The organism is Micromonospora sp. WMMD730 (assembly GCF_049178955.1).
GTDB lineage: Bacteria > Actinomycetota > Actinomycetes > Mycobacteriales > Micromonosporaceae > Micromonospora > Micromonospora wenchangensis.
This window is the reverse complement of sequence record NZ_JBMHML010000002.1, coordinates 4,663,098-4,675,689: the sequence shown is the minus strand read 5'-3', so window position 1 is coordinate 4,675,689 and position 12,592 is coordinate 4,663,098. Positions and strand designations below refer to the sequence as shown.

13 protein-coding genes and 1 pseudogene are annotated in these 12,592 nt (G+C 73.6%); 5 read left to right on the top strand and 9 right to left on the bottom strand.

Annotated elements, in window-relative coordinates; translation table 11 throughout:
• Positions 1–91 precede the first annotated feature (91 nt).
• The gene (locus ACN265_RS20050) at positions 92–562 is read left to right on the top strand and encodes a cyclic nucleotide-binding domain-containing protein (RefSeq protein WP_067305204.1); all 471 of its coding nucleotides are present in this window, start codon (positions 92–94) and stop codon (positions 560–562) included.
• Between the two features lie 13 nt (positions 563–575).
• Here ACN265_RS20050 and ACN265_RS20045 read toward each other — a convergent pair.
• Both ACN265_RS20045 and ACN265_RS20040 read right to left on the bottom strand, forming a co-directional pair.
• Positions 576–848 (bottom strand): annotated as a pseudogene (locus ACN265_RS20045) (hypothetical protein); the annotation flags it as partial.
• Positions 845–1,021 carry a hypothetical protein gene (locus ACN265_RS20040; protein WP_421408940.1) on the bottom strand — a complete coding sequence of 59 codons (177 nt, stop codon included), beginning with the start codon at positions 1,019–1,021 and terminating at the stop codon, positions 845–847. The pseudogene ACN265_RS20045 and the gene ACN265_RS20040, both read right to left, overlap by 4 nt.
• Before the next feature lie 217 nt (positions 1,022–1,238).
• Here ACN265_RS20040 and ACN265_RS20035 point away from each other — a divergent pair, with 217 nt between their 5' ends.
• Positions 1,239–1,460, top strand: a complete 222-nt coding sequence (locus tag ACN265_RS20035; RefSeq protein ID WP_204961429.1) for a helix-turn-helix transcriptional regulator — start codon at positions 1,239–1,241, stop codon at positions 1,458–1,460.
• A gap of 16 nt (positions 1,461–1,476) precedes the next feature.
• On the opposite strand, the gene pflA is transcribed toward ACN265_RS20035, so the two are convergent.
• The 4 genes from pflA to ppdK form a co-directional block, all read right to left on the bottom strand.
• Complete coding sequence (gene pflA, locus ACN265_RS20030; RefSeq protein WP_421408939.1) at positions 1,477–2,262, bottom strand: pyruvate formate-lyase-activating protein; 786 nt, start codon at positions 2,260–2,262, stop codon at positions 1,477–1,479.
• Complete coding sequence (gene pflB / locus ACN265_RS20025; RefSeq protein WP_420117614.1) at positions 2,259–4,502, bottom strand: formate C-acetyltransferase; 2,244 nt, start codon at positions 4,500–4,502, stop codon at positions 2,259–2,261. Before pflB ends, pflA begins: the two co-directional genes overlap by 4 nt.
• Positions 4,503–4,645: 143 nt before the next feature.
• Positions 4,646–5,098: a hypothetical protein gene (locus tag ACN265_RS20020; RefSeq protein WP_204927547.1), complete on the bottom strand. Its 453-nt coding sequence runs from the start codon at positions 5,096–5,098 to the stop codon at positions 4,646–4,648.
• 11 nt (positions 5,099–5,109) lie between these two features.
• Positions 5,110–7,770 (bottom strand): pyruvate, phosphate dikinase, encoded by a 2,661-nt coding sequence (gene ppdK, locus ACN265_RS20015; RefSeq protein ID WP_421408938.1) that lies wholly within the window; start codon positions 7,768–7,770, stop codon positions 5,110–5,112.
• Positions 7,771–7,911: 141 nt separating this feature from the next.
• Here ppdK and ACN265_RS20010 point away from each other — a divergent pair, with 141 nt between their 5' ends.
• The 3 genes from ACN265_RS20010 to ACN265_RS20000 all read left to right on the top strand — a co-directional run bounded on the left by ACN265_RS20010 (position 7,912) and on the right by ACN265_RS20000 (position 10,597).
• Complete coding sequence (locus ACN265_RS20010; protein WP_204927545.1) at positions 7,912–8,415, top strand: GNAT family N-acetyltransferase; 504 nt, start codon at positions 7,912–7,914, stop codon at positions 8,413–8,415.
• 9 nt (positions 8,416–8,424) lie between these two features.
• Positions 8,425–9,042 carry a hypothetical protein gene (locus tag ACN265_RS20005; RefSeq protein ID WP_421408937.1) on the top strand — a complete coding sequence of 206 codons (618 nt, stop codon included), beginning with the start codon at positions 8,425–8,427 and terminating at the stop codon, positions 9,040–9,042.
• Positions 9,043–9,274: 232 nt separating this feature from the next.
• Complete coding sequence (locus ACN265_RS20000; RefSeq protein ID WP_421408936.1) at positions 9,275–10,597, top strand: hemolysin family protein; 1,323 nt, start codon at positions 9,275–9,277, stop codon at positions 10,595–10,597.
• Positions 10,598–10,609: 12 nt separating this feature from the next.
• Here ACN265_RS20000 and ACN265_RS19995 read toward each other — a convergent pair whose 3' ends face one another.
• From ACN265_RS19995 to ACN265_RS19985, 3 genes are read right to left on the bottom strand one after another with little or no spacing between them, the layout of a single operon-like run.
• Positions 10,610–10,927, bottom strand: a complete 318-nt coding sequence (locus tag ACN265_RS19995; RefSeq protein WP_204927542.1) for a PRC-barrel domain containing protein — start codon at positions 10,925–10,927, stop codon at positions 10,610–10,612.
• Positions 10,914–11,291, bottom strand: coding sequence for a hypothetical protein (locus ACN265_RS19990; protein WP_420117612.1), 378 nt, complete (start codon positions 11,289–11,291; stop codon positions 10,914–10,916). Before ACN265_RS19990 ends, ACN265_RS19995 begins: the two co-directional genes overlap by 14 nt.
• Positions 11,288–12,514, bottom strand: a complete 1,227-nt coding sequence (locus tag ACN265_RS19985) for an NRAMP family divalent metal transporter (RefSeq protein ID WP_204927540.1) — start codon at positions 12,512–12,514, stop codon at positions 11,288–11,290. The genes ACN265_RS19990 and ACN265_RS19985 overlap by 4 nt, the downstream gene beginning before the upstream one ends.
• Positions 12,515–12,592: the final 78 nt, after the last annotated feature.

Sequence of the window (12,592 nt, the reverse complement as noted above, 5' to 3'; positions counted from 1 at the left end):
ATCCGCCGCAGGTCACGGGACCAACGGCCCTGCCGTTCGGCCGCCGACGGGTGTGCCATGGAGGCGACGACCACCGGCGAAGGGCACCCCGATGACCCCTCTGGAGATGCTCACCGAGCACCCCTTCCTCGCCGGGCTGCCGCCGCAGTGGCTGCCCCGGCTGACCGGGTACGCCCGACCGGTGGTCTGGCACCCCGGTCACCGGCTGTTCCGCGCCGGTCAGCCGGCGGAACGGTTCTGGCTGGTCCGGGGCGGTGAGGTGGCGCTGGACTTCCCGGTCCCCGCACGCGGCGACGTCGGCATCGAGTCGATCGGGGCCGGTGGGGTGCTGGGCTGGTCGTGGCTGTTCCCGCCGTACCGCTGGCAGTTCGGTGCGGTCGCCGTCCGGCGGACCCCCACCGTGGAGTTCACCGCCGAGGGGGTACGCCGGCTGATGGAGTCCGACGACGCCCTGGGCCGGCAGCTCACCACCCGGTTCATGAGCGTGGTGGTGGACCGGCTCCAGGCGTCCCGGGTCCGGCTGCTCGACCTGTACGGCTACCCGACCTCGGCCGCGAGCTGACCCGCGCCCGCGTCGACACCCCCGGCGGTGTCGGCCCGGACCGCTGTGCCGGCGTGGGGGCGGTGCGGGGGAGGACGACCAGGCCCGCCGGGCGGACGAAGACCGACCGGCGGGCCACCGCGTCGCCCCGGTCGTCGAGGCGGTAGCCGTCGAGCCAGACCCAGCCGTCGTACGTCGGCCGGTCGAGCACCCGGATCACCCGGAACCGGACCGGCCTGACGAACTGGACGCTTGCCGCCCGGGTCAGCAGGAGCAGGTCGCCCGCCCTCGGCAGGGGCGCGTTCACCGCCGACCGAACACGCTGCGGTACCGACGCCACGCCCTGATCCGGGTGCGCGCGGCCTCCACCACTGGGCAGAAGCCGGTGCCGGTGCACTTGTCGCACCGCCGGTCGCGGTGCTGGTCCAGGCAGCGCCAGGCCGATTCGATCAGGTACGGCACCGCGCGGTGTCGACACATTGCGCCTCCCGGGGGTGGGGTCGTCGCGGCACCCCGCCCCGCCGAGCCCAGCTCCACCAGGGCGGAGGCACCGCGTCACCGATTCCACACCGCCGGTAACCCCCCTGTCAATTCTGGTAGACCTAATCTTGTCCAGTCGGATCAGGCGCACATGATTGAGCAGGCCGTATTACGTGCAGCAAATTGGGTAGGCAAGCCCATGTCTACCTTGTTGCGCATGGGTGAGCCGGAGGTGCCAGGGCCGCTTGTCGGGCCGGCAGAGATGATGGCGATGCTGGGCGTGGGCCGCTCCCGACTGCGCCAGATCGTCGTCCACCCCAAGTTCCCGCGCCCGTTCCAGACGTTGCAGGGCGGCTCGGTGTGGCTGCGGTCCGACGTCGAGGCATACATCCGGGACCACCGGCAGCCCCGTCCGGCGGACGAGGACACCCAGGGCTGACCATCCCCCGGCCGGGTCAGGTGACGGTCAGGCCGCGTTCGGCGAACTGGCTCCGGACCCGGGCCACCAGCTCCGGGGTCGGCGGTTCCGTGCGGGCCAGCGGAAAGGTCAGCCCCAGCTCGGCGTACTTGTGCGCGCCGAGGCGGTGGAACGGCAGCACCTCGACCCGCTGCACCGTGGCCAGCCCGGCGACGAAGTCGGCGACGCCCGCCACGTTCTCCTCGGCGTCGGTGAGACCGGGGACCAGCACGAACCGTACCCAGATCGGGGTGCCCCGGTCGGCGAGCCGGCGGCCGAAGCGCAACGTCGGGGTGACCGACCCGGTGCGGGTGACCCGGCGGTAGGTCGCCGGGTCCCACGACTTGACGTCCAGCAGCACCAGGTCGGTGGCGTCGAGCAGGGCGTCGTCGGCGCGGACGCCGAGGAAACCCGAGGTGTCCAGCGCGGTGTGCAGGCCGAGATCGTGACAGCGGCGCAGCACCTCGCCGGTGAACCGGGGCTGCATCAGCGGCTCGCCGCCGCTGATCGTCACCCCGCCACCGGCCACCGCGATGAACCGCCGGTACGGCTCGATCTCCGCCATCAGCTCGTCCACCGTGCGGTGCCGGCCGCTGCGCCGGTACCAGGTGTCGGGGCTGTGGCAGTACCGGCAGCGCAGCGGGCAGCCGGCGAGGAAGGCCACGAACCGGGTGCCCGGCCCGTCGACCCCCACCGACACGTCCCACGAGTGCACCGCCCCGGTCGGCACGCCGTCGCCCCGCCGGCTGGCGGTGGCGACGGCGTCGGGCGGCCGGAGGTTCACAGCGACCCGTGGAAGGTCCGGGACACCACGTCCTCCTGCTGTTCCCGGGTGAGCCGGACGAAGTTCACCGCGTACCCGGAGACCCGGACGGTCAACTGCGGGTAGCGCTCCGGGTGCGCCATCGCGTCGACCAGGGTGGCCCGGTCCAGCACGTTGACGTTGAGGTGGAACCCGCCGGCGTCGGTGTAGCCGTCCAGCACCCCGGCCAGGTTGTCGATCCGCTCGTCGCGGGTGTGGCCCAACCCGTCCGGGGTCACCGTCGAGGTCAGCGAGATGCCGTCGCGGGCCGCGTCGTACGGCAGCTTCGCCACCGACAGCGCGGCGGCCACCAGCCCGTGGCTGTCCCGGCCGTTCATCGGGTTCGCACCCGGGGCGAACGGTTCACCGGCCCGCCGGCCGTCCGGGGTGTTGCCGGTGTGCTTGCCGTACACCACGTTGGAGGTGATGGTCAGCACCGACATGGTCAGCTCGGCGTCGCGGTAGGTGCGCTGCCGGCGCAGCTTCGCCGCGAACGTCTCGGTCAGCCACACCGCGATCGCGTCGGCCCGCTCGTCGTTGTTGCCGTACGTCGGCGGTTCCCCCTCGACCACGTAGTCGATCGCCAGCCCGGTGTCGTCGCGCAGCACCTTCACCTTGCCGTATCGGATCGCGGCGAGGCTGTCCACCGCCACCGACAGCCCGGCGATGCCGGTGGCCATGAACCGGCGCACCGGGTGGTCGTGCAGGGCCATCTCCAGCCGCTCGTAGGCGTACCTGTCGTGCTGGTGGTGGATCACGTTCAACGCGTCCACGTACGTCTCGGCCAGCCAGTCCAGGGTGCGCTCGTAGGCGGCCAGCACCTCGGCGTAGTCGAGGGTCTCCCCGCCGACGGGTGCGGTGGCCGGGGCGATCTGCTCCCCGCTGATCTCGTCCCGCCCGCCGTTGATCGCGTACAGCAGGGCCTTGGCGAGGTTGGCGCGGGCGCCGAAGAACTGCATGTCCCGGCCCACCCGCATCGCCGACACGCAGCAGGCGATCGCGGTGTCGTCGTCGTACGCCGGCCGGATCAGGTCGTCGTTCTCGTACTGGATGGCGCTGGTGTCCAGGGACACCTGGGCGCAGAACCGCTTGAAGCCGACCGGCAGCCGGGGCGACCAGAGCACCGTCAGGTTCGGCTCCGGCGCGGGACCGAGGTTGTAGAGGGTCTGCAGGTAGCGGAAGCTGGTCCGGGTGACCAGCGGCCGGCCGTCGGCACCCATCCCGCCGAGCGCCTCGGTGACCCAGGTCGGGTCACCCGAGAAGAGCTGGTCGTACTCGGGGGTGCGCAGGAACCGGACGATCCGCAGCTTGATCACGAAGTCGTCGACCAGCTCCTGGGCGTCGATCTCGGTCAGCCGCCCCTCGGCGAGGTCCCGCCGCAGGTAGACGTCGACGAACCCGGCGGTACGTCCCAGCGACATCGCCGCGCCGTTCTGCTCCTTGGTGGCGGCGAGGTAGGCGAAGTAGAGCCACTGGATCGCCTCCCGGCCGGTGGTCGCCGGCCCGGAGATGTCGTAGCCGTAGCCCGCCGCCATCTGCGCCAGCTCGCCGAGGGCCCGGATCTGCTCGGCCAGCTCCTCCCGGTCCCGGATCACCTCGTCGGTCGACGGCCGGTCGTCCAGCGCCGCCTTGAGCGCCTTGCGCTCGGCGACCAGCCGGTCCACCCCGTACAGCGCCACCCGCCGGTAGTCGCCGATGATCCGCCCCCGCCCGTACGCGTCGGGCAGCCCGGTGATGACGTGCGAGCGGCGCGCGGCGAGCACGTCGGCCGGGTACGCGTCGAACACCGCGTCGTTGTGCGTCTTGCGGTACGTGGTGAAGATCCGGTGCACCTGCGGGTCGGCGGGGTAGCCGTACGCCTTCAGCGCGGTCTCCACCATCCGCAGCCCACCGGCGGGCATGATGGCCCGGCGCAGCGGCGCGTCGGTCTGCAACCCGACGATCAGCTCCCGCTCCCGGTCGATGTACCCGGGGGCGTGCGCGGTGATGGTGGACGGGGTGGCGGCGTCGACGTCGTACACGCCGCGTCGGCGTTCCTCGACGAACATCGACCGCAGCGTGCCCCAGACCTCCAGGGTGCGGCAGGTGGGTCCGGTGAGGAACGACGCGTCCCCGGTGTAGGGCTCGTGGTTGTCCCGGACGAAGGCGGCCACGTCGACGGTGTCGCGCCAGGCGTCGCCGGTGAAGCCGCGCCACGGGTCGAGATGTGCGGTGCCGGTCATGATCGGTCCTTCCGCGCTGGTCGGGTCCGGCGGCCTGGGCCGCCGGGGTGTTGCGCCTGCACCATCAGCCTCGTCGGGTCGGTCCGTCCCGGGCAGAGGCGCAGGACCACCCCCGCCCGGGACCAAAGACCCCCGGCGGCCGGTCAGCGCCGCACGACGAGCCGCTGGGCGCGCAGCAGCCGCGCCCACCACGGCCGGGGCGTCGCCGGGCGCAGTGCGGGCACCCGCGCTCCGCGCAGGCTGACCCAGCCGCCGGGCCCCATGGTGACCGTGCGGATCGCCGGTGGCCGACGCCGCGCCACCACCGCCACGCCCGCGGTGAGCAGGGCGACGGCGGCGGCACCGGCCGCGGCGGCGAGCACCCGGTCCGGGTCGGGCAGCGCCTGGTAGCGGACCCGCCCGTCGGCGAGCACGAACGTCCCGACGGCCCGCCCGTCGCGGGTCACCGGCACCAGCGCGGCGGCCGGCGAACCGGGCAGCGCCAGCACCGGCCCCACCGGCCCGGCCGTCGTGGTCCCGGTGGCCTCCACCGGGGTACGCGGCACCGGCGGCGGGCCCAACGTGGCGGGTCCGGTCGGGTTGAAGATCGCGGTCATGGCGCTGCCTCCTATCGGCTGTCGGACGTGCCGGTGCCGGCGGCGACGGCGGCCCGGCCCGCCGCGAGCCGGGCGACCGGCACCCGGTACGGCGAGCACGAGACGTAGTCCAGGCCGGCGTCGGCGAAGAACGCCACCGAGTCGGGGTCGCCGCCGTGCTCGCCGCAGACCCCGACGGTCAACTCCGGGCGGGTGGCCCGCCCCTGTGCCACGGCCAGCCGCACGAGCTGGCCCACCCCGACGGTGTCGAGGCTCTCGAACGGCGACACCTCGAAGATCCCCCGTTGCAGGTACGCCCCGAAGAACGACCCCTCCACGTCGTCGCGGGAGAACGCCCAGGTGAGCTGGGTCAGGTCGTTGGTGCCGAAGGAGAAGAAGTGCGCCTGGGTGGCGATCTGTCCGGCGGTCAGCGCCGCCCGGGGCACCTCGATCATCGTGCCGATCGGCACGGCCGGCGCGTCGGGCACCTCGGCGAGCACCCGCTCGGCCTCCGCCCGCACGACCGCCAACTCCCGCACGTCACCCACCAGCGGCACCATGATCTCCGGGCGGGGGTCCCCGCCGTCGCGGACCCGCTGCGCCGCCGCCTCGGCCACCGCCCGCACCTGCATGGCGAACAACCCGGGCACCACCAGCCCGAGACGCACCCCACGCAGCCCCAGCATCGGGTTGGCCTCGTGCATCCGGCGGACCGCCGTCAGCAGTCGCCCGTCGCGTCCCGGGTCCCGGCCCGACGCCTCGGCGCGGGCGACCCGCGCGGTCAGCTCGGCCAGCGGCGGCAGGAACTCGTGCAGCGGCGGGTCGATCAGCCGGATCGTCACCGGCAGGCCGTCCATCGCGGCGAGGAGTTCGGTGAAGTCGGCCCGCTGCAACGGCAGCAGCGCCGCCAGCGCCCCGGCCACCGCGTCCGGCCCCTCGGCCAGGATCAGCCGTTCCACCAGCTCCCGCCGCCCGCCGAGGAACATGTGCTCGGTGCGGCACAGCCCGATGCCGGCGGCGCCGAGCGCGCGGGCCCGACGGGCGTCCGCGGCGGTGTCCGCGTTGGCCCGCACCCCGAGCCGGCGTACCGCGTCGGCGTGCCCGAGCAGCCGGTGCACGGCCGCCACCAGCGGATCGGCCTGCGGGTCCAGCTCACCGGCGAGATACCGGGCGACGGGGGAGGGCTGCACCGGCACCGCACCCGGGTAGACCCGGCCGGTGGTCCCGTCGATCGAGATCACCTCACCGGCCCGGACCACCCGGTCGCCGACGGTGAACTCGCCCCGATCGGGGTCGACCACCAGCGCGTCCGCGCCGCAGACGCACGTGCGGCCCATGCCGCGGGCCACCACGGCGGCGTGCGAGGTCTTCCCGCCCCGCGCGGTGAGCACCCCGGCGGCGGCGATCATGCCAGGCAGGTCGTCCGGGTTGGTCTCCCGACGCACCAGGATCACCGGCCCGTCGGCGGCGGTCGCGGCGGCCGAGTCGAACACCACCCGACCCACCGCCGCCCCCGGCGACGCCCCCACCCCGACGGTGAGCGACGGCGGCGCGCCGGCCAGGTCGAACGCGGGGAACATCAACTGACCCAACTGCGCCCCGCTGACCCGGCACAACGCCTCGTCCAGGGTGATCAGCCCCTCGTCGACGAGCTGGGCGGCGATCACGAACGCGGCGGCGGCGGTCCGCTTGCCGACCCGGGTCTGCAACATCCACAGCGTGCCGCGTTCGATGGTGAACTCCACGTCGCACAGGTCCCGGTAGTGCCGTTCCAACGTGGCCAGCACCCCGGTGAGCTGCTGGAAGCTCGCCGGGTCGAGCCGGGCCAGCTCGGGCAGGGCGACGGTGTTGCGGATGCCGGCCACCACGTCCTCGCCCTGGGCGTCGGGCAGATAGTCGCCGTACACGCCGGGCAGGCCGGTGGCCGGGTCCCGGGTGAACGCCACCCCGGTGCCGGAGTCCGGGCCGAGGTTGCCGAAGACCATCGCCATCACGTTGACGGCGGTGCCCAGGTCGTCGGGGATGTGCTCCTGCCGCCGGTAGATCCGGGCCCGCGCGGAGTTCCACGACGCGAACACCGACTGCACGGCCTGCCGCAACTGCTCCTGCGGGGACTGCGGGAACTCGTGCCCCACCACCCGCAGGAAGATCTTCTGGTACGTCGACACCAGGTCGCGCAGCTGTCCGGCGTCCGGCCCGTCCGGGCCGGCGGTGGCCCGCAGGGCGGCCAACTCGTGGTCGAACTCCTCCGCCGGCACCCCGTGCACGGTCCGGCCGAACATCTGGATCAACCGCCGGTACGAGTCCCACGCGAACCTCGCGTCGCCGGTGCGGGCGGCCAACCCCGCCACGGTGGCGTCGGTGAGCCCGATGTCCAGGATCGTCTCCATCATCCCGGGCATCGAGTACCGGCCGCCGGAACGCACCGCCAGCAGCAGCGGGTCGTGCGGGTCGCCGAGCCGCCGGCCCACCTGCCGCTCCACCCGCCGCAGGTGGGTGTCGACCTCCGCGAACAGCCCGTCCGGCGGCGACCCGGTGGCCAGGTACGCCCGGCAGGCGTCGGTGCCGATGGTGAAGCCGGGCGGCACCGGCAACCCGAGCCGGGTCATCTCGGCGAGGTTGGCGCCCTTGCCGCCGAGCAGGTCGGCCCTGCTGCGGTCACCCTCGATGAAGTCGTAGACGTACCTGGTCATGGCCCCGGCCTCCACTCCACTCGCCGGTCGGACCTGTCCCTTCGTTGGTAGCAACGCCGGGGGGTCCACCGGCAGGGCCGGACGGTACGCCGACCGGGCCACAGGTCCCGACGTGTCGGTGCCGGTGCGTATCCTCCGGCGGTGACCGCCGATGTGTCCCTGCGCCCGGTGCGCGACGACGACCTGCCGCACTTCTTCGCCCACGAGCAGGACCCGGAGGCGGCCTGGATGGCGGCGTTCGGCCCGGCCGACCCGACCGACCGGGGGGTCTTCGACGCGCACTGGGCCCGCATCCGCGCCGACCCGACCGTGGTCAACCGCACGGTGGTCGTCGACGGCGCGGTGGTCGGGCACGTGGCGGCGTTCCCGGTGGGCGAACACACCGAGGTCAGCTACTGGATCGACCCGCGCCGGTGGGGGCGCGGGCACGCCACCGCCGCGCTGACCGCCCTGCTGCGGGAGCTGCCGCACCGGCCGCTGCGTGCCCGCGCCGCGAAGGACAACCGGGCCTCCCTGGCGGTGCTGCGCAAGTGCGGCTTCGTCGTCGTCGGCGAGGACTCGGGATTCGCCCCCGGCCGGGGCGTCGAGGTCGAGGAATGGCTGCTGGAGCTGCCCGACGTCCCCGCTGACCAGGGCGGGCACTAGTCTCGCGGAGTGAACTGGCTCGAACTCGTCGGCTGGGCCGGCTCCGCGCTGCTGGTCTGGTCGCTGCTGCAGACGCGCATCCTGCGGCTACGCGCCCTCAACCTGGTCGGCTGCCTGATCCTGATCGGCTACAACGGCGCCGTGCAGGTCTGGCCGATGGTCGGCCTCAACGTGGTGCTCGCCGTGATCAACGTGTGGTACCTGCGGAAGATGCTGGCCACCCGGCACGACGACCGCGCCTACCAGGTGGTCGAGGTGGGCGTCGGCGACCAGTTCCTGGCCCACACGCTGCGGGTGCACGCCGCCGACATCGCCCGGTTCAACCCCGACTTCCGCCCACCCCCGGCCGCCGCCGACCGGTCGGCCTTCCTCGTGGTACGCCACGACGAGGTGGTCGGGGTGGTGCTGTCGCACGCCGAGGCGGACGGCGTCGCCCAGATCGACCTGGACTACGTCACCCGCCGTTTCCGCGACTTCACCCCCGGCGAGTTCGTCTACCGCCGCAGCAGCCTGTTCACCGACCGGGGGTTCCGCCGGGTGGTCAGCCCACCGGGCATGGTCGCCCCCTACTACCACCGGCTCGGCTTCCGCCCCGAGGGCGACGCGTACGTCCTCGACCTGGCCTGACCGCCGGGCAGCCCTGAGCGTCGGGCAACCCTGAGGGCCGGCCTCCCTGGCGGAGGTCAGTGAACGGCCGGGCGGGGCCGGGCCGCCGCTCGGGCCGCGCCCGGGACGATGGCCGTGGGGAGGGTTCGCGGACCGCGCGGCTGGGCACAGACTGGGCTACGCCGGGCGGGTCCTCCGTCCGGCAGCGTCGGCGGTGTCGCCGACGCCCACCGCCTGAGGGAGAGTGCCGGGCGTGCAGAGCTACTGGAGCCAGTTGGCCCTGGTCGGAGTCCTGGTGGTGCTCAACGCGATCTTCGCGGGCAGCGAGATGGCGCTGGTGTCGCTGCGGGACAGCCAAGTGCAGCGGCTGGAACGCTCCAGCCGGGCCGGCCGGGTGCTCGCCCGGCTCGCCAAGGACCCGAACCGCTTCCTCGCCACCATCCAGATCGGCATCACCCTGGCCGGTTTCCTCGCCTCGGCCGCCGCCGCGGTCTCCCTGGCCAAGCCGCTGGTCCCGCTGCTCAGGTTCCTCGGCAGCGCCGCCGAGACGGTGGCCATCGTGCTGGTCACCCTGGTGCTGACCTTCGTCACCCTGGTCTTCGGCGAGCTGGCCCCGAAGCGGATCGCCATGCAGCGCGCCGAACGCTGGGCGCTGCTGGTGGCCCGCCCCCTGGACATCCTGTCCAGCTTCACCCGCCCGGCGGTGTGGCTGCTCGGGGCGACAAGCGACCTGGTGGTCCGCCTCGCCGGGGTCGACCCGAAGCACCAGCCCGACGAGATCGGCCCGGACGAGCTGCGCGACATCGTCGCCGGCAACCACGGCTTCACCAAGGAACAACGCACCATCATCGCCGGCGCGGTGGAGATCGCCGACCGGCAGCTGCGGGCGGTGCTCGTACCCCGGTTGCAGGTCTTCACGCTCGACAGCGGGACCACTGCGGAGGCCGCCCGGCTGCTGCTGGCCGCCACCGGCCACTCCCGGGCCCCGGTGGTCCGCCACGGCGGCCTCGACGACGCGGTCGGCGTGATCCACCTGCGGGACCTGGTGGGGGTGCCGGACGACCGGCCGGTCGACGACTGCGCCCGCCCGCCGATGCTGCTGCCCGACTCGCTGCCGGTGGTCGACGCGTTGCGCCAGTTCAAGGCCGAGCGGCAGCACATCGCCCTGGTGGTCGACGAGCGGGGCGCGGTCGACGGCATCGTCACCCTGGAGGACATCCTGGAGGAGATCGTCGGGGAGATCTACGACGAGACCGACCGGGACGTCCGCGCGGTGCGCACCGAGGACGACGGCTCGCTGGTGCTGCCCGGCACCTTCCCCGTGCACGACCTGACCGACATCGGCGTCGAGGTGCCCAACCGGCCCGCCGGTGACTACACCACCGTCGCCGGGATGGTGCTGTCCTGCCTCGGGCACATCCCCACCGTCGCCGGGGAGCAGGTCACCATCGACGACTGGGAGATCACCGTCACCGGCGTCGACCAGCGTGCCATCACCCAGATCCGGCTGCACCACGCCCCGACCGCGACCCCCGCCGAGGAACCGGAACCCGTACCCGACGAGGCCCACGCCTGACCCGACCCGGGATCAGTCCGGGGGCGTCGGGTCGCCGAACGGGAAACCCGGCACCGGGGGCAGCAGCTGGATCTGGTCGGCGGGGAACTGGCGGGTGTCCCGGCTCAACGCCTGCGCCGTCACCCGGATGAGCCAGGGGCCGGACGGGTGCCGCTGCGCCCCGATCAACCGGCCCCACACCCGGCTCCACCAGTGACCGGTCACCAGCACGTCGGTCAGCCGCAGCCGGCCGTCCGGGAAGTCCCCCCGCACCACCACGTCCACCACCCGCCCCAGCCGCCGGCCGTGCAGGTCGTACGCGGTGCGCCCGAGCAGCTCACCCGCTCGCACGGTCGGCCCCCGGAATCCGGTCGATCAGGTGCCGCCGCAGCCACGTCTCCACCGGCGGGCGGGGCAACTCGTCGGCGCGGGCCCGCAGCCGCACCGCACTGTCGATCCGGGCCACCCGGCCGAACGGGATGCGCAGCGGGGCCGACCCCTCCTCGGCGAACCGGTCGGCGAGCGCCACCAGCAGCCGCCCGACCCGGCCACCGATCCGCCGCCCCAGCGCGCCCTGCCCGGTCAGCAGGTACGCCACGTACGGCACGCCCCGCTCGTCGACGGCGAACTCGACGTCGTCGACCTTGCCCAGCAGCAGCCCGTCGGCGTCGACGATCTGCCGGTCGAGCAGTTGCCGGCCGAGCTGGACCCTCACCGCCCCATCCCCGTCCCCACCGCCAGCGGAACCGCCGCCACCGACGCCGCCACGATCACCAGCAGGAACACCGCACCGAGCAGGTTCAGCCACGGCCCGTTCACGTCGTCCCCCAGGTACGTCCGGTCGTTGGCGACGACCAGGATCGGCAGGTACGTCAACGGCAGCACCACCGCGCTGGCGACCAGCATGTACTCGGTCAGCCGCACCGGGTCGACGGTGGTGGCCAGCAGCAGCGTGCCGGCCAGCACGCTGACCAGCAGCACGCTGTGGAACCGGGCGGCCTCCCGGGGGCTGACCCGCTTGCCCCACTGCCAGCCGAAGTACTGCGCCGCCGCGTACGCCGCCGACAGTCCGGTCTCCAACGCGGCCCCGAAGGTCACCGCGAAGAACGCCAGCGCGGCCACCGCCAGCCCCACCCCGCCGAACGCCAGCACCACCGGCTCGGCGACCTGGTCGAGGCTCGACAGCGACACCCCGGCCGGGTGGAACACCACCGCGGCCGTGGCGATCAGCGACAACGCCAGCAGGCCGCCGACCGGGAAACCGATGAGCACGCTCGACCGGGCGTCGGCCAGGTCGGCGGCGCTCCAGTTCTCCTCCACCCCGCCGGAGGAGAAGAAGAACACCTCGTACGGGCTGACCGTGGAGGCGAACAGCGCCACCGCCACGAACCAGTACGCCCCCCAGCCCTGCCCGGCCGGGTTCGGGTGCAGGGCGTCGTGGCCGAGCGCCGCCCAGTCCGTCGGCAGCCAGAACAACGCCACGGCGAAGACCAGCAGGGTCAACCCGGCCAGCCCGAACACCCGCTCCATGAGCTGGAACCGCATCCGCCACAGCACCAGCCAGACCGCGAACGCCGCGACCGGCACCCACAGCAGGTAACTCACCCGGGAGGCCAGTTGCAGCGCCAGCGCCACCCCGCCCAGCTCGGCGGCCAGGGTCAACACCGTGACCAGGTAGGACGCCGCCAGGTTGAGTAGCGCCACGCGGGGACCCAACCGCTCCCGGACCAGGTCGAACACCGCCCGGCCGCTGACCGCCGCGATCCGACCGGCCATTTCCGCGTACGCGCAGATGCCGACCACGCCGAGCAGCAGGACCCAGGCGTGGGCCATGCCGAAGCGTGCCCCCGCCTGACTCGCCGCCACCAGGTCGCCGATGTCGACGAAACCACCGATGGCCGAGAGCACCCCGAGGGTGGCGGCGAGGAGCTTCCTCACGTGCGGACGGGATCGGCGGCGGTCATCGAGGCGACGATATCGGCGCAGCGCCCCTCGTACCGGGCGAAACGGGCAGGC

Bases quoted from the DNA above. Each gene is read 5' to 3' on its own strand.
- ACN265_RS20050 (WP_067305204.1), top strand. From the start codon at position 92: ATGACCCCTCTGGAGATGCTCACCGAGCACCCCTTCCTCGCCGGGCTG.
- ACN265_RS20040 (WP_421408940.1), bottom strand. From the start codon at position 1,021: ATGTGTCGACACCGCGCGGTGCCGTACCTGATCGAATCGGCCTGGCGC.
- ACN265_RS20035 (WP_204961429.1), top strand. From the start codon at position 1,239: ATGGGTGAGCCGGAGGTGCCAGGGCCGCTTGTCGGGCCGGCAGAGATG.
- pflB (WP_420117614.1), bottom strand. From the start codon at position 4,502: ATGACCGGCACCGCACATCTCGACCCGTGGCGCGGCTTCACCGGCGAC.
- ACN265_RS20020 (WP_204927547.1), bottom strand. From the start codon at position 5,098: ATGACCGCGATCTTCAACCCGACCGGACCCGCCACGTTGGGCCCGCCG.
- ppdK (WP_421408938.1), bottom strand. From the start codon at position 7,770: ATGACCAGGTACGTCTACGACTTCATCGAGGGTGACCGCAGCAGGGCC.